This window comes from Burkholderia sp. BCC1998, assembly GCF_905339875.1.
Classification (GTDB): domain Bacteria; phylum Pseudomonadota; class Gammaproteobacteria; order Burkholderiales; family Burkholderiaceae; genus Burkholderia.
In genome coordinates this window covers 371,064-392,129 of record NZ_CAJPHE010000003.1, presented here as the reverse complement: position 1 = coordinate 392,129, position 21,066 = coordinate 371,064, and the positions used below count along the sequence as shown (strand labels likewise).

Here is a 21,066-nt window from a genome sequence, read left to right as displayed (position 1 = left end):
ACAATACGCGCTCACGCGAACATTTCCCGATAACCGAGAAACAGTTCCTCGAAGACGAGCCGGGCGTTGAGCGGATGGTTCTCGACCGTCCGCTGGCGCGTCACGGCCTTCATGAAGCGTGCGAACGCATTCGCGTCGACGGCTTCCGCGCAACGCGCGAGCGCGGCCGCCTGCATCGGGAAGTAGCGCGGCGCGCCCGCCATCCGCTGCGCGAGCAGATCGTACAGCCAGCGCTGCAGCCAGCCGAGCACCAGCGGCACCGGCAGCTTCTGCAGCGTCTCGCCGCACGCGAACGGATCGCACGCGGCGCCGGCGGCGAGCTGGCCGAGCGTGAAATCGCGCAGCGGGCGGTTCTCGTCGCTCGCGAGCGCCAGCGCGGCGAGCGGCGCGCCGCCGGCTTCGGCGAGCAGCGCGCGCGCATCGTCGACGCCCTGCGCCGCCAGCCACGCCGCGGCCGCGTCGGGCGCCGGCACGGTCATCGGCCACTGCCGGCAGCGGCTGATGATGGTCGGCAGCAGCCGGTCGATGCGCGCCGACACCAGCAGGAACACGACGCCTGACGGCGGCTCCTCCAGCGTCTTCAGCAGCGCGTTCGACGCGGCGACGTTCAGCGCCTCGGCCGGATACAGCACGACGACGCGCGCGCCGCCGCGGTGCGAACCGACCCCGCAGAAGTCGAGCAGCGCACGCACCTGCTCGATCTTGATTTCCTTGCTCGGCGCGCGCGTCTTCTTGCCGCCGTCGTCCGCGTCGGCCGGCTTCGCGTCGTCGGCCGCGCCCGGCGCTTCGCCCGCGAGCGCCTCGGGCAGCACGATCCGGTAGTCCGGATGGTTGCCCTGCGCGAACCACGTGCAGGCCGCGCAGGTGCCGCACGGCTCGCCGTTCGGCTGCGGCGCCTCGCACAGGAAGCCCTGCGCGAGATGCTGCGCGAACTGCAGCTTGCCGATCCCGGCCTGGCCGTGCAGCAGCAGCGCATGCGGCCACTGCGCGCGCAGTTGCTGCAGGCGGTTCCAGTCGTCGGTCTGCCACGGATAGATCATGGGGTGCGTTCCTTCGTGTTACAGCGCGGCCAGCACGCGTTCGAGCTGCTGGCGGATCTCGGGAATCGTCTGCGTCGCGTCGACGATCGCGAAGCGGTGCGGCGCCTCTTCCGCGCGCCGCAGGTATTCGGCGCGGGTACGCGAGAAAAACGCGTCCGATTCGCTTTCGAACTTGTCGGGCATGCGCGCGGCGCCGCGGCGCTCGCTCGCCACCTGCGGCGCGACGTCGAACAGCACTGTCAGGTCGGGCTGGAAACCGCCCTGCACCCAGCGCTCGAGCGTCTCGAGCTTGTCGCGCGGCAGCCCGCGGCCGCCGCCCTGGTAGGCGAAGGTCGCGTCGGTGAAGCGGTCGGACACGACCCAGTCGCCGCGCGCGAGCGCCGGCTCGATCACGAGCGCGAGATGCTCGCGACGCGCGGCGAACATCAGCAGCGCCTCCGTCTCGAGATCCATCGGCTGGTTCAGCAGGACCTCGCGCAGCTTCTCGCCGAGCTGCGTGCCGCCCGGCTCGCGGGTGACGACGACCTGCCGGCCGCTCGCGGCCAGCCTCGCCTGGAGGCGTTCGCAGAACCATTGCAGGTGGGTGGTCTTCCCCGCCCCGTCGATGCCTTCGAAGGTGATGAATTTACCGCTCGGCATTATTGACCTCGTATGTACTTGTCCACGGCCTTGTTGTGATCGCCGAGCGTGTCCGAGAACACGCTCGTGCCATCGCCCTTCGCGACGAAATAGAGCGCGCTCGTCGGCGCCGGATTGATCGCCGCCTGCAGCGAGGCGACGCCCGGCAGCGCGATCGGTGTCGGCGGCAGGCCGCGGCGCGTATAGGTATTGTAAGGAGTGTCGGCCTGCAGGTCGCGCTTGCGCAGGCGGCCGTCGTACGCGTCGCCGAGGCCGTAGATCACCGATGGATCGGTCTGCAGCGGCATCCCGATGCGCAGCCGGTTCGCGAACACCGCCGCGACGAACGCGCGATCGGCCGCATGGCCCGTTTCCTTTTCGACGATCGACGCGATCGTCAGCGCTTCGTAAGGCGTCTTGTACGGCAGCCCCGGCGCGCGCGCGGCCCATGCTTCGTCGAGGCGCGTCTGCATCAGGTGGTACGCACGCCGGTAGATGTTCAGGTCGCTCGTGCCCTTGTCGAACAGGTAGGTGTCGGGGAAGAACAGCCCTTCGCCGCTGCCGCGCTGGATCGCGTTGTCGGGGGCGCCGATCGCGCGCAGCAGCTCGGCGTCGCTCATGCCGGCCGTCGCGTGCGCGAGATCGGGATTGCCGTCGAGTTCCGCGCGCATCCGCTTGAAGGTCCAGCCCTCGATCACCGTCGCGACGTACTCGTTCACGTCGCCGCGCGCGATCTTCTGCAGCACGTCGTACGGCGTGATGCCGGTCTTGAATTCGTAGTTGCCGGACTTCAGCCGGCTCGACAGCCCGAGCAGGCGCGTCATCGCGACGAAGCCGAACGGCTCGACCGGCACGCCGCCGTGCTTGAGCTGCAGCGCGACGCTCTTCACGCTGCTGCGCGGCTTGATCGTGACGTCGAGCGTTGCGGCGCCCAGCAGCAGCGGCCGGGTCGCCCAGTAATACCCGCCGCCCGCGCCGGCAGCGGCCACAACGACGGCCAGCGCCACGACCGTCGCGGCGCATTTCTTCAGTAGGGACATGGAAACGAGACTCAGGTAAGACCCATATAATACTTGCTCGCCTCCGTCAAAGTCAGGGTTGACTGTTCCCTCATTCCATGAGCACACCATTCGCTTCACCGGCTGCCCAGCCCGCACCCGTCTCGCTCCCCGTTTTCCCCCGCCCGTCCGCCGCCGATTTCGACGCGCCGGGCGCCTGCATGCCGCTTGCGCAGTTCGGCGTGATCGACGTGGCCGGCGACGACGCCGCGACGTTCCTGCACACCCAGCTCACCAACGACATCGAGCATCTCGATGCCGCGAGCGCGCGCCTGTCCGGCTATTGCTCGCCGAAGGGGCGCCTGCTCGCGTCGTTCCTCGCCTGGCGCGCCGGTCACGGCGTGCGCCTGCTCGTCTCGAAGGACGTCCAGGCCGCCGTGCAGAAACGGCTGTCGATGTTCGTGCTGCGCGCGAAGGCGAAACTGACGGACGCGAGCGACACGCTCGCGGTGGTCGGCTTCGCGGGCGACGTGCGCGAAGCGCTGTCGGGCATCTTCGACGCGCTGCCGGACGGCGTGCACGTGAAGGTCGACGGCCCGGCCGGGGCGCTGATCCGCGTCCCGGACGCGGCCGGCCGCAAGCGCTACCTGTGGATCGGGCCGCGCGCGGAAGTCGACGCGCGTCTCGCCGCGCTCGCCGGCACGCTGCCGGTCGTGTCGCCGGCCGTTTGGGACTGGCTCGACGTGCGCGCGGGCGAGCCGCGCATCACGCAGCCGGCCGTCGAACAGTTCGTGCCGCAAATGGTCAACTTCGACGTGATCGGCGCCGTTAACTTCAGGAAGGGGTGCTACCCGGGCCAGGAAATCGTCGCGCGCAGCCAGTACCGCGGCACGATCAAGCGCCGTACCGCGCTCGCGCACGTCGCCGGCGAGACCGACACCGTGCATGCCGGCGTCGAGCTGTTCCACAGCGACGACCCGGGCCAGCCGTGCGGGATGATCGTCAATGCGGCGGCCGCGCCCGCGGGCGGCGTCGACGCGCTGGTCGAGATCAAGCTGGCCGCGCTCGACAGCGGCACCGTGCACCTCGGTTCGGCCGACGGTCCGGCACTCGCGTTCGACGCGCTGCCGTACGCGTGGCCGACGGAAGCGTGACGCACTGACAACCCGGTCGCACGCCGGCTCGCACGATGCAGCCGGCGCCCGATGTTTCCTGCGAGAGATTCGCCCGATGTGTCTGATTGCCTTCGACTGGCAGCCCGATGCCGCCGCCGGTCCCGTCTTTACCCTGACCGCCAACCGCGATGAGTTCTTTCGCCGTACGAGTGCGCCGCTTTCGTGGTGGGAGGATGTGCCGGGCGTGCTGGCCGGCCGCGATCTCGAAGCCGGCGGCACGTGGCTCGGCGTATCGCGCGACGGCCGCTTCGCGGCGCTGACCAATTACCGCGCGCCGTTCGACATTCGCGCGGGCGCGCCGACCCGCGGCAAGCTCGTGTCCGATTTCCTCCGCGGCCCGTCCGTCGCGCCGCTCGACTATCTCGGCGAGCTGGCCGAGCACGCGGCCGTGTACAACGGCTTCAACCTGCTGGTCGGCGACTGGAAGCGGCGCGAGCTCGCGTGGTTCTGCAACCGCGCGGCCGAAGGCGAAACCCGCGTCGCCGCGCCGGTCGCGATCGCCGCCGGCGTGCATGCGCTGTCGAATGCCCGGCTCGATACGCCCTGGCCCAAAGTCGTGCGCAAGCGCGCGGAACTCGGCACGCTGCTGACCGACAACCCGGCCCCGTCGCTCGACGAGCTGATCGCGCTGATGCGCGATCCGCATGTCGCGGACGACGACGCGCTGCCGCACACCGGCATTCCGATCGAGCGCGAGCGCGCACTGTCGGCCGCGTTCATCGAGACACCCGAATACGGCACGCGCGGCACGACCGCGCTGCGCGTGACGATGAAGGAAGGTGTACGGCTGACGGTCGACATCAAGGAACGCTGCGACGACGACGGCTCGCACCGCACCGTTCGCCCGGGCAGTTTCGAGCGTGCGTTCACGTTCGACATCGACGCGACGCCGCCGCGCTGAGCCTGCGGCGGGAGCGGCGGGGGCGGCGCTACGGCGCGCGCGCCATCTCGACGTGCGGCACGCCGATTTCGACGAACGGCTCGCCGATTGCCGCGAAGCCGTGCCGCACGTAGAACGACACCGCGGCATCCTGCGCGTAAAGCCGCACGACCGGCTCGCCGCGATGCCGCGCCGCATCCAGCAGCGCATGCAGCACGGCCGATCCGGCGCCCTGCCCGCGCGCGTCGGCCAGCACCGCGACGCGGCCGATCGTGCCGGTGCGCAGCAGCCGTCCCGTCGCGACCGCGCGGCGTGCGCCGGTCGCCGCATCGACCCGGTAGGCAACCGCGTGCAACGACAGCGGATCCTCGTCGTCCAGTTCCCATTCCGGCGGAATCCGCTGCTCGCGCACGAACACCGCATCGCGAATCCGTGCGGCATCGCCGCCCAGCACGGCCCAGTCGCCCGTTTCCACCCAGCCGTCGGTCATCGCTTCCTCCGCGCGGCGCCGGGCGCCGCCCCCGTCAAACGTCGTCGAATGCGGCCCTGAGCGCCGCCACCGCGTCGGCATGCGCGGCCCGCACCTCCGGCACGTAGCCGCCCATCTTGAAGAACTCGTGGATCATCCCCGGATAGCAGACCAGCGTAACCGTATTGCCGGCCGCGCGCAGCTTGTCCGCGTACGCGGCGCCCTCGTCGCTCAGCGGATCGTATTCGGCCGTCGCGATCCAGGCCGGCGCGACACCGGCGAACGACGGCGCGTCGCGCGTGCCGTCGAGCGGCGCGAAGCGCCAGTCGTCGCGGTCGGACCGATCGCGCAAGTATTGCGTGAAGAACCACTGGATCGTGTCCTGCGTCAGCAGGTAGCCGTTCGCGAGCCGTCCGTGGGATTCGGTGTCCTGGTGACCCGTCACGCCCGGATAGATCAGCAGTTGCAGCGCAAGCCCGATACCCGCGTCGCGCGCGAGCACCGCGCAGACCGTCGCGAGCGTGCCGCCCGCGCTGTCGCCGCCGACCGCGAGCCGCGTCGCATCGATGCCGAATGCGGCGGCCTCGCGATGCAGCCAGCGCAATGCATCGTCGGCGTCGTTCACCGCGGTCGGGAACCGGTGTTCGGGCGCAAGCCGGTAGCCGACCGACAGCACCGCGCACTGCGCGTCGCGCGCGAACATCCGGCACAGCGCGTCGTGCGTATCGACGCTGCCGACCGTGAAGCCGCCGCCGTGGTAATAGACGAGCGCCGGCAGCGGTTCGGCGAGGCTCGGCTCGACCGGAAGGTACAGCCGCGCGCCGATCGAGCGGCCGTCGCGTGTCGGCACGACGCAGGCCTCGACCGAATGCATCGGCGCCGGCGCGACGTCGAGGATCGGCGCGCTCTTCTCGTAGGCGGCGCGCGCCTGCTGCGCCGTCTGGTGGTGATAGGACGGACGTTTCGCGCGCTCGACCATGTCGAGCACCTGGGCAATCTTCGGATTCAGCGGCATCGGTGAGGACGGCGCGAACGGCGCCGTGAACGGACAAGCGTCACATGATGCCACGCCGCGCGGTGCCGGGCCGCCACGCAAAACGGCCCTGCCGGTGAAAAGGCAGGGCCGTTCGTCGAGGGCGCTTACGCGTCGCTCGGGCCGGGCTGCGCATCCGGCGCGGTGCGGGTGCGTTGCCGCTTGATGTCGCGGCCCACCGCGAGCCGCCGCATGTACTTGAACGTGCCGAGCGCCTTCGCGACGAAGTTGCCGTCGCTGTCGCGCACTTCGCCTTCGCAATACGCCATCGTCGTCGAACGATGCATCACGCGTCCGTATGCGCGCAACTCGCCGCGCCCGGGCTGCATGAAGTTCACCTTCATCTCGACCGTGACGACGCCGACGCCGTCGTCGGTCAGGCTGCGCGCGGCCATCGCGAGCGCGATGTCCGACAGCGTCATCGTCACGCCGCCGTGCGCGATGCTCCACGTGTTCATGTGCCGCTCGTCGAGCGGCAGCACGATCTCGCTCGCACCGTCCTTCGCTGACACGAGCCGCACGCCGAGCAGGTCGACGAACGGGCTTTCGATCGACGGGCCGGCCGCCGGGGATGTCGCGTCGCTCATCGTGCGCTGTCGGACAGGTAGTCGACGCACTGGCGCGATTCGGCCACCGCCACGATGAACTTCTTCACTTCCTGGTGAACCGGGTGCACCTGATACGCATCGAGCGCGGCCTGGTCCGTGAAATCGGACACGAGCACGACGTCGGACGTCGCTTCGAGGCCCGGCGTCGCGATGCCGACGTCGAGCTGCAGGATGCCCGGTACGAGGTCGCGGCAGCCTTCGAGCTTTTCCTTCAGCTTCAGCGCGTTCTGCGCGCGCGTGCCGCCTTCGGCCGATTCCTTCAGCTTCCACATGACGATGTGTCTAATCACTTGCGTTGCTCCTGTTCGTGTTGGTTCGGCGGTTCGCCCAGAACCTTGTCAGCCGGGTATCACACAGCCTGTTCATCGTTCGCTCACGTTCGTCGAAATCGCGCCCTGCCGGGAAAAAAGCGGGTATCCAAGCCGGTACAAGTTCAAGATTCCAACCACGATACCCGCTTTTTCACCGTGCCACGTGCGGACGTCACGATCCGGCTAGCGAAAGCAGCCGACAAGCGTACCAAACTTGCCGGCGCGAATGGACGGCATCTTGAGATGCGCCCATCTGGCTAGAAGCGCTGACGGTATCGATACGGGATTGCCGGAAAGGAAATCGTATTCGCGATCGGCGAATCGCCCTCCGCATTCCGGTTGTAAGCCCCGCATGGCTGGCCGCCATCGCGAACCACGGTTCACGCGCCTCTCGGCAGGCGCACCTCGAATACTGTTTCCGTCGGATCGGACCGCGCGTCAATTCGGCCGTGATGTGCCTTTGCGATTTCGCTGGCGATGTACAAGCCGAGCCCCAACCCGACATCGTCACTCGCACTTGCCGATTGGTCGGCTCCGCGCTGAAGGGGGTCGAAAATGCGCTCCAGCGTGAGTCGGTCCATCGCCGGCCCTCTATTCCCAACCTCGATGAGCACTTCCTTGTCAGCCGATACCGCCGTCACCCGCACCGGCGTTTTGGACGCGCCATACTTGATCGCGTTGCTCACCAAATTACTCAGCAATTGCTGCATGCGCTGATCGTCCCAGTCCCCCCGGAGGTCGCCGCTTACGTCGACCTCGATTTCCCGATCCGGATGAGCCGCCCGCAGTTCGTCGACCACATTGGCGAGCACACGTGCGAGATCGACATTGCGCGGAACAACGTTGATGCCCAGCCCGAGCTGGGTTCGATTGAAATCGCAGAGATCGTCAAGGAGGCCTTGCATGCGCCCCCCGCTTCTGATCAGCCGGGCTGCGGCCTCCGATACTTCCTCTCCCGCATTGAGCGCCGCCAGATAAGTCGCCGTGATCTGAATGGTCTGCAGCGGCGTGCGCATGTCGTGACCCAGCATGCCCAACAACAAGTTGCGAGCCTGCTCGACCTGCTCGGTAAAGAAAGCGACTGATTCCGCGAGCGCCTGATCGATCGCCTCGTTGAAACGAATCATGTCGTCCATGTGAGGCAGCCCCGGCTGGCACTCGTCGATCCACAGGCGCAGCACACTCGCACGCAGCGCCCGATACTCGGCCGCCAGTTGATTGATGTTGAAACCTCTTCGGGCGCGCAGCACGGCATGCGTCTGCGCGGCGGTTTCCGTGGCGTTCACCGGCTCGGGCGCGCGCCCGAGCGATTTTTCGTGTTGCTCGTCCCGCGTTTGCGGGGTGCCGATGTCCTTGGCCACGGCCTCGAGGATCTGCCGTGAATGGTCGCGTAGCGCGAACGAGTCCATGCCCTTTGCGGCCGGTAACAGCGTGGCGGCAAACGCTTCCCACTGCACCAGGATCGACTCCATGTTCCGCAGGATGAAATCAGCTAGTCGCATGTCGCCCCACATAACGAAATGAACGGTGGATGCTCCTGTGATACCGCACGAGATCACGCGAATACCAACGATCGAAGACGCTTACATGGCAAGCCGCGCGCAAACCCGTTGTCAGGTGCCCTCTATCGTATGGTGATTTGCCCGGCCCCAAGACGGGCCAGCGCGCGAAGCCGCAACCGCTAATGTGCAACAACTCGTGGTAACGCGAACTTCGTGGTTACCCGTCAAAGGCGCGGCTACGCCCGGCCATCAAGGCAACTTTCACGGCCTGTGCTTCGCGATTCTTCGAATCGGCCATTGCCGCGCCCGCCACCGATCCCTTCGCACAACGGTCATGACGGACGACACTGCAGTCGCCATGCGTTCCAGCATTGCCGATTAATCTTCGATTTGAAGCGCCATTTCGGATCAATCGACCGGTCGTTATCCAGATTCATTATTCATTTCGACGGAATTGCATCTTTTACCGGCTCACCGGGTAATAATTACGAAAATCAAATAAAACACATCGAAATTGATCGAACCTGATTGACTTTGGCTTTCATGAAAATCTAGAATCCCCTACAACATCTTTCATCTGATTTTTCCAGCACCGGCAGAGCCTCATCCTTCGCCTGCCGAAAGCGCTCTCCATCGACTTCACCCGTTTCGTAACGGGTGGTGTGGGCTATCGTTTTCCATATTCAGCCTTTATCGCCCCCCGATTAAAAAACGGTTCAATTCGCCCCGCAAGCATCACATCACGATTAATCCGGGCATTTTCAGAATGCCTGCGACGCAGAACGAAGCGGATCGAGCCGTCCGCTCATCCGGGCATTTCGATAAAAAATCGCAGTCGTCAGGAGGGTCGTCATGAACGTGCATCGCTTCACGAAATCGCTGTGTCTGGGATTCGTCTGCGCCGGCCTGCTGGCCGCCTGCAACGACGACGACGTCCATTCGAACGACACGCCGCCCTCTTCCAGCGCTGCACTGTCGTTCCGCATGGACGCCGGCGGGCAGATCAACGCGTTCTACCGGCAGGACAAGGTCGCCGCCCATCTGCTGGTGCGCTCGTCGACGAAGCCGCGTCTGCTTGTCGTGTTTCCGGCCGGCAACAGCGGCACCGGGCTGTGGTTCGACGACACTGCGCAGCCGGTGAACTGGAGCCTCGACACGCCACCGTCCGCACTGTCGGCACCCGACCCGCACGGCCGCCCGCTGTACGGCATCGGCGCCGACGTGTCGGTCGACACCGACACGCTGACGATCCGCCAGGGCGTGCTCAGCAACGTGCGCTTCCTGCGCGACTTCAACGGCGGCGCGACGATTCCGCCGGAGATCGTCACCGCCCCGACGATCCAGGGCAGCGCCGCGCAATGGCAGCGCGACCGGCTCGACCGCGCCCCCGGCTACGCACTGCGCATCACGCCGCGGGACGGCGGCAGCATCGCGACGGCCGCGGACGGCAAGCTGGTGCTGCGCGCGGCGGCCGGTACGCGCGCGCTGAAGCTGCATGTCGACGCGCTGTCGGGCGAGACGCCGATGTCGCCGATCACGCGCGCCGACCTGCTCGCCCCGTCCGCGAATCCCGACCCGGTCAGCCAGAACGTGCTCGAATTCCTGAGCTTCCACGACAAGCTGCTGGCCGGCTCGTGGCAGTACGACACGTATTTCGGCCGCGACACGCTGATTTCGGTGCGCATGCTGATGCCGGTGCTCGAACCGGCGGCGATCGAGGCCGGCCTGACGTCGGTACTGAGCCGCCTGTCGAACGACGGCAAGGTCGCGCACGAGGAAGGCATCGGCGAATTCGCACTGGTCGACAACGCGAAGCACGGCCGGCCGAACGATGCGACGCCGACCTACGACTACAAGATGATCGACAGCGACTACCTGCTCGCGCCGATCGCGGCGGCGTGGCTGATCGACGACACGCGCGGCCAGGCGCGCGCGACCGCCTATCTCGCGCAGCGCGGCGGCGACGGTCAGACCAATGGCAGCCGGCTCGTCGTCAACCTGCTGAACGTCGCGGCGACCGCGCAGCCGTTCGCGCAGCAGCCGTCGGTTGCGAACCTGATCCACCTGCGGCCCGGCGAGATCGTCGGCAACTGGCGCGACAGCACCGACGGGCTCGGCGGCGGTGTCTATCCGTACGACGTGAACGCGGTGCTCGTGCCGGCCGCGCTGCGCGCGGCGAACGCGTTCCTCACGCGCGGCCTGCTCGATCCGTACCTGGACGCCGGGCAACGCGCGGCACTCGCGAACACGGCGGCCGAAGCGGCCACGTGGGAACGGCAGGCGCCGCCGCTGTTCCAGGTGAGCGTGCCGGCCGCACAGGCGACGACCGACGTGTCGGCGTATGCGCCGTCCGCCGGCGTACCGGCCGGCACCGCGCCGGGCGCGCCGCTCACGTTCTACGCGTTGTCGCTCGACCAGCAGGGCACGCCGGTTCCGGTGATGAATTCCGACGGCGGCTTCGCGCTGCTGTTCGGCACGCCGCCGGACGACGAACTCCAGCGCATCGTCGCCGACGTCACGCGGCCCTTCCCGACCGGGCTCGTCACCGATGTCGGGATGCTGATCGCGAATCCGGCGTATGCGAGCCAGGCACTGTGGCCGAAGTTCACGAGTTCCGCGTATCACGGCACCGTGATCTGGTCGTGGCAGCAGGCGATGTGGGTCGCCGGGCTCGATCGGCAACTCGCGCGCCAGGATCTGTCGGACACGACACGCGCGCTGCTGACGCAGGCACGGCAGACGATCTGGCAAGTGATCTCGAACGGGCGCGACATGCGCACGTCGGAGATGTGGACGTGGTCGTACGTGAACGGCCGGTATCAGACCGACGCGTTCGGCACGCGCAGCGCGGACGCGACCGAGGCCAATGCGGCGCAGCTGTGGAGTACGACGTATCTCGCGATTCGTGATCCGCAACTGCGGACCGGCAAGTACTGGTGGCAGGCGATGGAGCGGATGAAGGATGCGCAGCCACAGCAGGCGGCGGCCATCGCGGCTCGCCAGACGATGCACCAATGAAACGAAAGCCCCGCACGCACATTCGCGTACGGGGCTTCATTCAGGCCGGACGCAAACCGCGCGGACATCGCATCGCGCCGCCATTGCGCTGCATCCGAGCACACCACGCCGCCGGATGCGCGGCGCTCGTCCGTCAGTGCGCGACCACGCGATTGCGCCCGTCCCGCTTCGCCTGATACAAGCGTTCATCGACCGCGCGCAACAACGCATCGACCGTCCCGCCGTCGACCCCATACTGCGCGACGCCGACACTGACCGTCACCTGCACGCGCTTGAAATCCAGCCCGAACGGCGAACTCGCGATCGACGAACGCACGCGCTCGGCCGTCATGCGAGCACCCTCGAGCGGCATCTCGGGCAACAGCGCCATGAACTCCTCGCCGCCGACTCGCGCGAGCGCACCGGCCGGACGTATCGCCTCGAGACACTGGCGCACGACGCCGCGCAGCACCTCGTCGCCGATCTGATGCCCGTATGCATCGTTGATGTTCTTGAAGTTGTCGAGATCGAGCGCGAGCAGGCAAAACGGCGTGCCGTCGCGTTCCGCGCGCACGATCTCGCGCTCGACCTGCGCGATGAACTGGCGGCGGTTGGACGCGCCCGTCATCGGATCGGTCGCGGCCATGTATTCGAGCTTCTGGTTCGTGCGGCGCAGTTCCTGCAACGCACTCTCGGTGCGCGCCATCGATTCCGACAGCCGGCTCATTAGGTCTTCCTGGCTGTAGATCGCCGAGAACGAGCGCGTCGTCTGCAGCGCCTGCACGACGCCGTAGCTGAGCAGGAAGAACCCGCCCGCGAAGATCGCATGCGCGAGCCACCACATGTGATTCCACGGCTTGCCGAGGATGAACGCGAGCGACGACAGCGCGAAGGCCATGATCGACACGCCGTAGATCACCATCAGCGGCGACCGGATGCGCCGCGCGAGCAGCACGCCGACGTTCAGCAGCGAAAACACCAGCGCGCCGCCTTCCATCGACAGCCGCGTACCCGGCGCGCCGGCGACGGGCGAATAGGCGATGTACGCAACCGCCACGTTGATGGTCACGAACAACACGACCCACGGCAGCCACGTGCGCGCGCGCGTACGCCTCTCCACCCGATCGGGCGGCTGCGAATACGACAGCAGGCCGGTCAGCAGCAGGATCGACATCACGAGGCGCGAGGCGGGCCCGTACAGCAGGAACAGCCAGATGTTGTGGTGCGCCATCCCGGTGAACGCACCGTGCAGCGCGTAGATCATCGCGAAGCCGAGAAAGCCGAGCGTCAGCCAGCGCAGCAGCGGCTCGCCGGACGACCGGTAGCACACCCACGTCACGTAGGTGACGAACGCGCCTTCGAGGGTCGCGGCCGCGATCGCGATTTCATGGAACGCGTGGTTCTCGAACACGACGTGCGGGTCGCTGAAGAACCACAGATAGGCAATCAGATAGGCCGGCAGCAATGCAAAACCGACCAGCAGGCATTTCGCGTAGAGCCTCGCGGCCGCGCTGACGACGCGCGGCGGTTCCCCGGCTGCATAGGTCGTGCTCAATTTGGTCCCCGTTTCGGTCTGCTGCGTGGTTCGAACGCCCACGGTGCCGGAAACGCGCGATGCATCGTCTTCGCCGGCTACCGGAAACGCGTCACGTGCGCCGGTACGACGCACGCGTTGGCCCATCCCGCCGAAAGGCAAATGTCAGAGCAAGTATAGGTGCGGCAAATCGTTTGACAAGTAAGGGGAAACGGCAGCATCGAATGCATGGCGTTTGCTTCCTGTTTCTTACGAATCGCCCACGGATTTCGCCGATTCGCATCGCGGCCGCGGTTTCGGTCCCCCCAAAAGCCGCGGCCGCCCCTCCTGCGCACAAATATCAGACGATTTCGAACAGGCCGGCAGCCCCCTGCCCGCCGCCGATGCACATCGTGACGACCGCGTATTTCACGCCGCGCCGCTTGCCTTCGATCAGCGCATGGCCGGTCAGGCGCGCACCCGATACGCCGTACGGATGGCCGACCGCGATCGCGCCGCCGTTCACGTTCAGGCGATCGTCAGGAATCCCGAGCGTGTCACGGCAGTACAGCACTTGCACCGCGAACGCTTCGTTCAGCTCCCACAGGCCGATGTCGTCGACCGTCAGCCCCGCCTGCTTCAGCAGCTTCGGCACCGCGAACACCGGGCCGATGCCCATCTCGTCCGGCTCGCAACCGGCGACCGCGAAACCGCGGAACACGCCGAGCGGCTGCAGCCCTTCGCGCTGCGCGACATCCGCGTTCATCACCACGCACGCCGACGCGCCGTCCGAGAACTGGCTCGCGTTGCCCGCGGTGATCACGCCGCCCGGCACGGCCGAACGGATCTTCGCGACGCCCTCGAGAGTCGTGTCGGGCCGGATGCCCTCGTCGGCCGACACCGTCACGTCCTGCGTGAACAGCCGGCCCGTCGCCTTGTCGGCGACGCCTGCCCGCACGGTGATCGGCACGATCTCGTCGTTGAAGCGCCCGGCTTCCTGCGCGGCCGCGGCGCGCAGTTGCGAGCGCACGCCGTACTCGTCCTGCCGCTCCTTCGCGATCCCGTAGCGCTTTGCGACGTTCTCGGCCGTCTGGAGCATGTTCCAGTAGATCTCCGGCTTGTGCTCGACGAGCCAGCCCTCCTGGATCATGTGCCGGTTCATCTCGTTCTGCACGCACGAGATCGATTCGACGCCGCCCGCGACATACACGTCGCCCTCGCCCGCGATGATCCGCTGTGCGGCGAGCGCGATGGTCTGCAGCCCGGACGAGCAGAAACGGTTCACCGTCATCCCCGGCACGCTCACCGGCAGTCCGGCGCGCAGCGCGATCTGCCGCGCGATGTTCGCGCCGGTCGCGCCTTCGGGGTTCGCGCAGCCCATGATCACATCCTCGATGCGCGCGGGGTCCAGCTTCGCGCGTTCGAGCGCGGCCGCAACCACGTGGCCGCCGAGCGTCGCGCCGTGCGTCATGTTGAATGCGCCACGCCACGATTTCGCGAGCGGCGTGCGTGCGGTCGATACGATTACGGCTTCGGTCATGCGAGTCTCCTTCGGTCCTGCATCATGTCCTGAATCGGATAGGAATGCGCTACGCCGTCGGGCGCGCGCCCGCGGACGTCACATGTGCGACGCCCGCCGCCTGCATCTGTTGCCATGCGTGCGCGAGCGACCCGTTCAGGTCGATCGCACGGCATGCGTCGTTGATCACGGCCGCCTCGAAGCCGGCCGCGCGCGCATCGAGCGCGGACCACGCGACGCAATAGTCGGTCGCGAGCCCGCAGCACCACACGCGCTTCGCGCCGAGCTCGCGCAGATAGCCGGCGAGCCCCGTGCGGGTCGTGCGATCGGCTTCGACGAACGCGGAATAACTGTCGACCTGCGCGTCGCCGCCCTTGCGGATCACGAGCCGCGCGTGCGGAATGTCGAGGTCGCGATGCAGCGCCGCGCCTTCGGTGTCCTGCACGCAGTGCACGGGCCACAGCACCTGCTCGCCGTACGGCAGCGCGAGCGTCGAGAACGGCTCGCGCCCCGGGTGGTTCGCCGCGAACGACACGTGTTCGCCCGGGTGCCAGTCCTGCGTCAGCACGACCTGGTCGAAACGTTGCGCGAGCGCGTTGATCACCGGCACGACCGCGTCGCCGTCCGGCACCGCGAGTGCGCCGCCCGGCATGAAGTCGTACTGCACGTCGATCACGAGCAACACGTCGTCAGTGCGTTTCATTGCGTTTCTCCTTGCAAGCCTGGCCGCGCGGTCACGCGGGCCGTCAGCCGTTGAACCCGCGCCCGGCCCTGGCGAGCTCGACGATCGACGGCGCGAGCTGCCACGCGTCGCCGTTCGGCGCGGCCGCATAGCGGCGGATCGCGCGCTCGACGTTGTAGAGGCCAACCATGTCCGCATACAGCATCGGGCCGCCCCGCCACAGCGGGAACCCGTAGCCGGTCAGATAGACCATGTCGATGTCGGACGCCTTCGACGCGATCTTCTCCTCGAGGATCTTCGCGCCTTCGTTGACGAGCGCGAACACGAGCCGCTCGACGATCTCGTCGTCGCCGATCTTGCGCCGCTCGACGCCGCGCTCCTTCGAATACGCGACGACCATCTCGTCGACGAGCGCCGACGGCTTCGCCTTGCGCTCGCCCGGCACGTAGTCGTACCAGCCGCCGCCCGTCTTCTGGCCGAAACGGCCCTGCTCGCACAGGCGGTCGGCGATCTTCGAGTAGTGCAGATCGGGTTTCTCGACGTAGCGGCGCTTGCGGATCGCCCAGCCGATGTCGTTGCCGGCGAGGTCGCTCATCCGGAACGGGCCCATCGCGAAACCGAACTTCTCGATCGCGCGATCGACCTGTGCGGGCAGCGCGCCTTCCTCGAGCATGAAGAGCGCCTGGCGGATGTATTGCTCGATCATCCGGTTGCCGATGAAGCCGTCGCACACGCCCGACACCACCGCCGTCTTGCGGATCTTCTTGGCGACCGCCATCACGGTCGCGAGCACGTCCTTCGCGGTCTGCGCGCCGCGCACGACCTCGAGCAGCTTCATCACGTTGGCCGGGCTGAAGAAGTGCATGCCGACCACGTCCTGCGGACGCTTCGTGAACGCGGCGATCTTGTCGACATCGAGCGTCGACGTGTTCGACGCGAGGATCGCACCGGGCTTCGCCACCGCATCGAGCCGGCCGAACACCTGCTCCTTCACGCCGAGTTCCTCGAACACGGCCTCGACGATCAGGTCCGCGTCCTTCAGGTCGTCGTAGGACAGCGTCGGCGTGATCAGCGCCATGCGCGCGTCGAGCTTCTGCTGCGTGAGCTTGCCCTTCTTCACCTGCGCGTCGTAGTTCTTGCGGATCGTGGCGAGGCCGCGGTCGAGCGCGTCCTGCTTCGTCTCGAGCACCGTGACGGGCAGGCCCGCGTTGACGAAGTTCATCGCGATCCCGCCGCCCATCGTGCCCGCGCCGATCACGCCGACGCGGCGGATCTCGCGCACCGGCGTATCGGCCGGCACGTCGGGAATCTTGCTCGCCGCGCGCTCGCCGAAGAACGCGTGCCGCAGCGCGCGGCTTTCCGGCGTCATCATCAGCGCGACGAAACCGTCGCGTTCGGCGACGCTGCCCTTGTCGAAGCCGTTCAGCACGCCGGCCTCGATCGCGTCGATGCACTTGTGCGGCGCGGGGAAATTCGGCGCGGCGGCCCGCGCGGAATTGCGCGCGAACTGGATGAAGCCCGCGGCATTGTCGTGGACGATCCTGCGATCGCGCACGCGCGGATGCGGCCCCTGCTGCGCGCCGACCTTGCGCGCGAACGCGACGGCCGCATCGAGCAGGTCGCCGTCGGCCATCGCGTCGAACAGCCCGCTGTTCGCGAGCTGCTCCGACGGCACCGGCGCGCCCGACACGATCATGTTCAGCGCGGTTTCGAGGCCCACCGCGCGCGGCAGCCGCTGCGTGCCGCCCGCGCCCGGCAACAGGCCGAGCTTCACTTCGGGCAGCGCGACCTGCGCGCCGGGCGCCGCGACGCGATAGTGCGCGCCGAGCGCGAGCTCGAGACCGCCGCCCATCACGACGCTGTGCAGCGCCGCGACGACCGGCTTCGCGCTCGCCTCCACCGCGCGGATCACGGTGTGCAGCGTCGGCTCCTGCAGGGCCTTCGGGGTATTGAATTCGGTGATGTCGGCGCCGCCCGAGAACGCGCGGCCCGCGCCGGTCAGCACGATCGCCGTGACCGACGGATCCTGCGCGGCACGATCGAGCGCGTCCATGACGCCCTGGCGCGTCGACAGGCCGAGCCCGTTGACCGGCGGATTGTTGAGCGTGATGACGGCCACGCCGTCGCGAGTCGAGTAATCCACTGCCATCTGCCTGCCTCCATGCATCGCGCGCCGGGGTGGCTGCGCTTCATTGTGCGCGGTCGAACGGCCGCATGTCCGGATCGAACGGAGGCAGCATACAACGAAAAAGCACGGTCGTTCAATTTGAATTTGTTCCCGATCCGGGGGCCGGATCGGGCGACCGCGCGGCGGGCCGTCGGCGGCCGCGGCTTACGGTGCGCAGCGCGCCGTCGGCAGCACGTAGTCGCGGAACGTCTCGCGCAGCTTCAGCTTCTGCAGCTTGCCGGTCGCGGTGTGCGGCAGCGATTCGACGAACACGACGTCGTCGGGCACCCACCACTTCGCGACCTTGCCTTCGTAGAACGCGAGCAGCGCGTCGCGGGTCAGGTTCGCCCCCTCGCGCGGCACCACGACGAGCAGCGGACGCTCGGTCCATTTCGGGTGCGCGCACGCGATGCACGCGGCTTCGGCGACGCCCGGGTGCGCGATCGCGACGTTCTCGATGTCGATCGAGCTGATCCACTCGCCGCCGGACTTGATCACGTCCTTGCTGCGGTCGGTGATCTGCAGGAAGCCGTCGGGGTCGATCGTCGCGACGTCGCCGGTCGGGAACCAGCCGTCCGACAGCGGCGACGTATCGCCCTTGAAGTAGTGATCGATCACCCAGGGCCCGCGCACCTGCAGCTCGCCGAACGCGACGCCGTCCCACGGCAGTTCGCGGCCGTCGTCGCCGACGATCCGCATGTCGACACCGCAGATCACGCGCCCCTGCTTCTCCAGCAACCGGCGCTGCACGTCGAGCGGCCGCTGCGACTGCGCCCAGTTGAGCTTCGCGAGCGTGCCGAGCGGCGACAGCTCGGTCATTCCCCACGCGTGGATCACGCGCACGCCGTATTCGTCCTCGAACGTGCGCAGCATCGCGGGCGGGCACGCCGAACCGCCGATCACCGTGCGGTTCAGCGTCGAGAAGCGCACGCCGGCCTCGCGCATGTAGTTCAGCAGCCCGAGCCACACGGTCGGCACGCCCGCGGAGAACGTCACGCGTTCGGCCTCCATCAGTTCGTACAGCGACTTGCCGTCGAGGTCCTTGCCGGGCAGCACCAGCTTGCCGCCGGTGAGCGGCACCGCGTACGGCAGCCCCCACGCGTTCACATGGAACATCGGCACGACGGGCAACACCGCGTCCAGCGCCGACAGGTTCATCGCGTCGGGCAGCGCGGCGCCGTAGGCGTGCAGCACCGTCGAGCGATGTGAATACAGCACGCCCTTCGGATTGCCGGTCGTGCCCGACGTGTAGCACAGGCCTGACGCCTGCAGTTCGTCGAGGCGCGGCCAGTCATAGCGGCCGTCCTCGGCGTCGACGAGCGTTTCGTAGCACAGGTACGGCGTCGCGCCGGACGGCAGGTGCGCGGCATCCGTCATCGCGATCCAGCCCTTCACGTGCGGGCACTGCGGCGCGATCGCGTCGACGAGCGGCGCGAAATTGATGTCGAAGAAGACGTAGCGGTCTTCCGCGTGATTGACGATGTAGGCGATCTGCTCGGGAAAGAGCCGCGGGTTGATCGTATGGCACACGGCGCCCATCCCGCCGATTCCGTAGTACGCCTCCAGATGCCGGTAGCCGTTCCAGGCCAGCGTGCCGACGCGCTCGCCCGCTTCGACGCCGAGCCGTGCGAGCGCCTGCGCGAGGCGCTTCGCGCGCTGCTCGCAGTCGCGGTACGTGTAGCGATGCAGGTCGCCTTCCACGCGCCGCGACACGATCTCCGTGTCGCCCGCATAACGCGCGGCATGCGCGATAAGCGACGACACCAGCAACGGCATGTCCATCATCTGGCCCAGCAACGGCTTACCCATCGTCTTGTTCTCCCGGAAGGACGCGAATCGGTGACCAGCCTCGAAGCGATGCGCCAGCCTGCAACCCGTCCACGGCCCGGACCGGCCTGGCGCAAGGCGCGCGGGCCGCCATGCGGGCGGCGCGGCGCCGCCTTACAATATCGGCTTACCCAGAGGCGCTCAACATGTCGTTTTCCCGAAGCGCAGCCGCTACGGCTGACACTCTCCCCGACCTCGCCGCCACGCTCGGCGCGCCGGCCGTCGGCGCGTTCGTCGCACTCGGCGACGCGTTTCATACGCGGCTGCCGGCAGCACCGCTGCCCGCGCCGTACGTCGTCGGCTTTTCCGACGAAGTCGCGCGCCTGCTCGGCCTGCCGGCGTCGCTCGCCGCCCAACCCGGATTCGCCGAGCTGTTCGCCGGCAACCCGACGCGCGACTGGCCCGCGAGCGCGATGCCGTACGCGTCGGTGTATTCCGGCCACCAGTTCGGCGTGTGGGCCGGCCAGCTCGGCGACGGCCGCGCGCTGACGATCGGCGAACTCGCCGGCACCGACGGCCGGCGCTACGAACTGCAGATCAAGGGCGGCGGCCGCACGCCGTATTCACGGATGGGCGACGGCCGCGCGGTGCTGCGTTCGTCGATCCGCGAATTCCTGTGCTCGGAAGCGATGCATCACCTCGGCATTCCGACCACCCGCGCGCTCACGGTGATCGGCTCCGACCAGCCGGTGGTGCGCGAGGAGATCGAGACGTCGGCCGTCGTCACGCGCGTGTCGGAGAGCTTCGTGCGCTTCGGCCACTTCGAGCACTTCTTCTCGAACGATCGCCCGGACCTGCTGCGCCAGCTCGCCGATCACGTGATCGAGCGCTTCTATCCCGCATGCCGTGACGCCGACGATCCGTACCTCGCGCTGCTCGAAGCCGCGACGCTGCGCACGGCCGACCTCGTCGCGCAGTGGCAGGCGGTCGGCTTCTGTCACGGCGTGATGAACACCGACAACATGTCGATCCTCGGCGTGACGATCGACTACGGCCCGTTCGGCTTCGTCGACGCGTTCGACGCGAACCACATCTGCAACCACTCCGACACGAGCGGCCGCTACGCGTACCGGATGCAGCCGCGCATCGCGCACTGGAACTGCTACTGCCTCGCGCAGGCGCTGCTGCCGCTGATCGGGCTGCAGCACGGCATCGCCGACGACGATGCGCGCGCCGAGCGCGCGGTCGACGACGCGCAGGCCGTGCTCGCGAAGTTTCCGGAACGCTTCGGCCCCGCGCTCGAGCGCGCGATGCGCGCGAAGCTCGGCCTCGAGCTCGAACGCGAGAACGACGCCGAGCTCGCGAACAAGCTGCTCGAAACGATGCACGCGAGCCATGCGGACTTCACGCTGACGTTCCGCCGCCTCGCGCAGATCTCGAAGCACGACGCGAGCCGCGACGCGCCGGTGCGCGACCTGTTCATCGATCGCGACGCGTTCGACGCGTGGGCGAACCTCTACCGCGCGCGGCTGTCCGAGGAAACGCGCGACGACGCGGCCCGCGCGGCCGCGATGAATCGCGTGAACCCGAAATACGTGCTGCGCAACCATCTGGCCGAAGTCGCGATCCGGCGCGCGAAGGAAAAGGATTTTTCCGAAGTCGAACGACTCGCGCAGGTGCTGCGCCGCCCGTTCGACGAACAACCGGAACATGAAGCGTATGCGGCATTGCCGCCCGACTGGGCCGGGTCGCTCGAAGTGAGCTGCTCGTCGTGACCCGACCGACCC

The 21,066-nt window shown here is 67.8% G+C and carries 17 protein-coding genes; 4 read left to right on the top strand and 13 right to left on the bottom strand.

The features are described from left to right. Window positions 1-11 precede the first annotated feature (11 nt). From U5A56_RS08035 to mltG, 3 genes are read right to left on the bottom strand one after another with little or no spacing between them, the layout of a single operon-like run. A complete protein-coding gene (locus tag U5A56_RS08035) occupies window positions 12-1,040 on the bottom strand; it encodes a DNA polymerase III subunit delta' (RefSeq protein ID WP_044843650.1) in 1,029 nt (342 codons plus the stop codon). Between the two features lie 18 nt (window positions 1,041-1,058). Then, on the bottom strand, window positions 1,059-1,679 hold the full coding sequence (tmk, locus tag U5A56_RS08030) for a dTMP kinase (protein ID WP_321921783.1): 621 nt from the start codon (window positions 1,677-1,679) through the stop codon (window positions 1,059-1,061). Further along, the gene (mltG, locus tag U5A56_RS08025; RefSeq protein WP_044843652.1) at window positions 1,679-2,698 is read right to left on the bottom strand and encodes an endolytic transglycosylase MltG; all 1,020 of its coding nucleotides are present in this window, start codon (window positions 2,696-2,698) and stop codon (window positions 1,679-1,681) included. The genes tmk and mltG overlap by 1 nt, the downstream gene beginning before the upstream one ends. A 77-nt stretch (window positions 2,699-2,775) precedes the next feature. On the opposite strand from mltG, the gene U5A56_RS08020 reads away from it, so the two are divergent. After that, window positions 2,776-3,810, top strand: coding sequence for a folate-binding protein (locus U5A56_RS08020; RefSeq protein ID WP_321921781.1), 1,035 nt, complete (start codon window positions 2,776-2,778; stop codon window positions 3,808-3,810). Window positions 3,811-3,886: 76 nt separating this feature from the next. Then, window positions 3,887-4,732, top strand: a complete 846-nt coding sequence (locus U5A56_RS08015; protein ID WP_321921779.1) for an NRDE family protein — start codon at window positions 3,887-3,889, stop codon at window positions 4,730-4,732. A 28-nt stretch (window positions 4,733-4,760) separates the two neighbouring features. On the opposite strand, the gene U5A56_RS08010 is transcribed toward U5A56_RS08015, so the two are convergent. The 5 genes from U5A56_RS08010 to U5A56_RS07990 all read right to left on the bottom strand — a co-directional run bounded on the left by U5A56_RS08010 (window position 4,761) and on the right by U5A56_RS07990 (window position 8,634). Continuing rightward, entirely contained in the window at window positions 4,761-5,201 is a 441-nt protein-coding gene (locus tag U5A56_RS08010; protein ID WP_044843655.1) for a GNAT family N-acetyltransferase, read from the bottom strand. Between the two features lie 34 nt (window positions 5,202-5,235). Then, a complete protein-coding gene (locus U5A56_RS08005; protein WP_257771434.1) occupies window positions 5,236-6,195 on the bottom strand; it encodes an alpha/beta hydrolase in 960 nt (319 codons plus the stop codon). A gap of 125 nt (window positions 6,196-6,320) precedes the next feature. Then, the gene (locus tag U5A56_RS08000) at window positions 6,321-6,800 is read right to left on the bottom strand and encodes a PaaI family thioesterase (protein WP_124570151.1); all 480 of its coding nucleotides are present in this window, start codon (window positions 6,798-6,800) and stop codon (window positions 6,321-6,323) included. Next, the gene (locus U5A56_RS07995; RefSeq protein WP_121858954.1) at window positions 6,797-7,111 is read right to left on the bottom strand and encodes a Dabb family protein; all 315 of its coding nucleotides are present in this window, start codon (window positions 7,109-7,111) and stop codon (window positions 6,797-6,799) included. Before U5A56_RS07995 ends, U5A56_RS08000 begins: the two co-directional genes overlap by 4 nt. A 401-nt stretch (window positions 7,112-7,512) precedes the next feature. Next, the gene (locus U5A56_RS07990) at window positions 7,513-8,634 is read right to left on the bottom strand and encodes a sensor histidine kinase (RefSeq protein WP_321921776.1); all 1,122 of its coding nucleotides are present in this window, start codon (window positions 8,632-8,634) and stop codon (window positions 7,513-7,515) included. 858 nt (window positions 8,635-9,492) lie between these two features. Between U5A56_RS07990 and U5A56_RS07985 the strand changes: the two genes are divergently transcribed. Beyond that, entirely contained in the window at window positions 9,493-11,652 is a 2,160-nt protein-coding gene (locus U5A56_RS07985; RefSeq protein WP_321921854.1) for a hypothetical protein, read from the top strand. Between the two features lie 133 nt (window positions 11,653-11,785). Here the strand turns inward: U5A56_RS07985 and U5A56_RS07980 are convergent, their stop codons facing one another. The 5 genes from U5A56_RS07980 to U5A56_RS07960 form a co-directional block, all read right to left on the bottom strand. After that, on the bottom strand, window positions 11,786-13,186 hold the full coding sequence (locus U5A56_RS07980; protein WP_321921775.1) for a sensor domain-containing diguanylate cyclase: 1,401 nt from the start codon (window positions 13,184-13,186) through the stop codon (window positions 11,786-11,788). Between the two features lie 319 nt (window positions 13,187-13,505). Beyond that, entirely contained in the window at window positions 13,506-14,684 is a 1,179-nt protein-coding gene (locus tag U5A56_RS07975) for an acetyl-CoA C-acyltransferase (RefSeq protein WP_321921773.1), read from the bottom strand. 49 nt (window positions 14,685-14,733) lie between these two features. Then, on the bottom strand, window positions 14,734-15,366 hold the full coding sequence (pncA, locus tag U5A56_RS07970; protein WP_321921771.1) for a bifunctional nicotinamidase/pyrazinamidase: 633 nt from the start codon (window positions 15,364-15,366) through the stop codon (window positions 14,734-14,736). A 43-nt stretch (window positions 15,367-15,409) separates the two neighbouring features. Continuing rightward, the gene (locus U5A56_RS07965; RefSeq protein WP_321921769.1) at window positions 15,410-17,494 is read right to left on the bottom strand and encodes a 3-hydroxyacyl-CoA dehydrogenase NAD-binding domain-containing protein; all 2,085 of its coding nucleotides are present in this window, start codon (window positions 17,492-17,494) and stop codon (window positions 15,410-15,412) included. Between the two features lie 183 nt (window positions 17,495-17,677). Beyond that, a complete protein-coding gene (locus U5A56_RS07960) occupies window positions 17,678-19,321 on the bottom strand; it encodes a 3-(methylthio)propionyl-CoA ligase (RefSeq protein ID WP_321921767.1) in 1,644 nt (547 codons plus the stop codon). A gap of 164 nt (window positions 19,322-19,485) precedes the next feature. Between U5A56_RS07960 and U5A56_RS07955 the strand changes: the two genes are divergently transcribed. Continuing rightward, window positions 19,486-21,054, top strand: a complete 1,569-nt coding sequence (locus U5A56_RS07955; RefSeq protein ID WP_044843663.1) for a protein adenylyltransferase SelO — start codon at window positions 19,486-19,488, stop codon at window positions 21,052-21,054. Window positions 21,055-21,066: the final 12 nt, after the last annotated feature.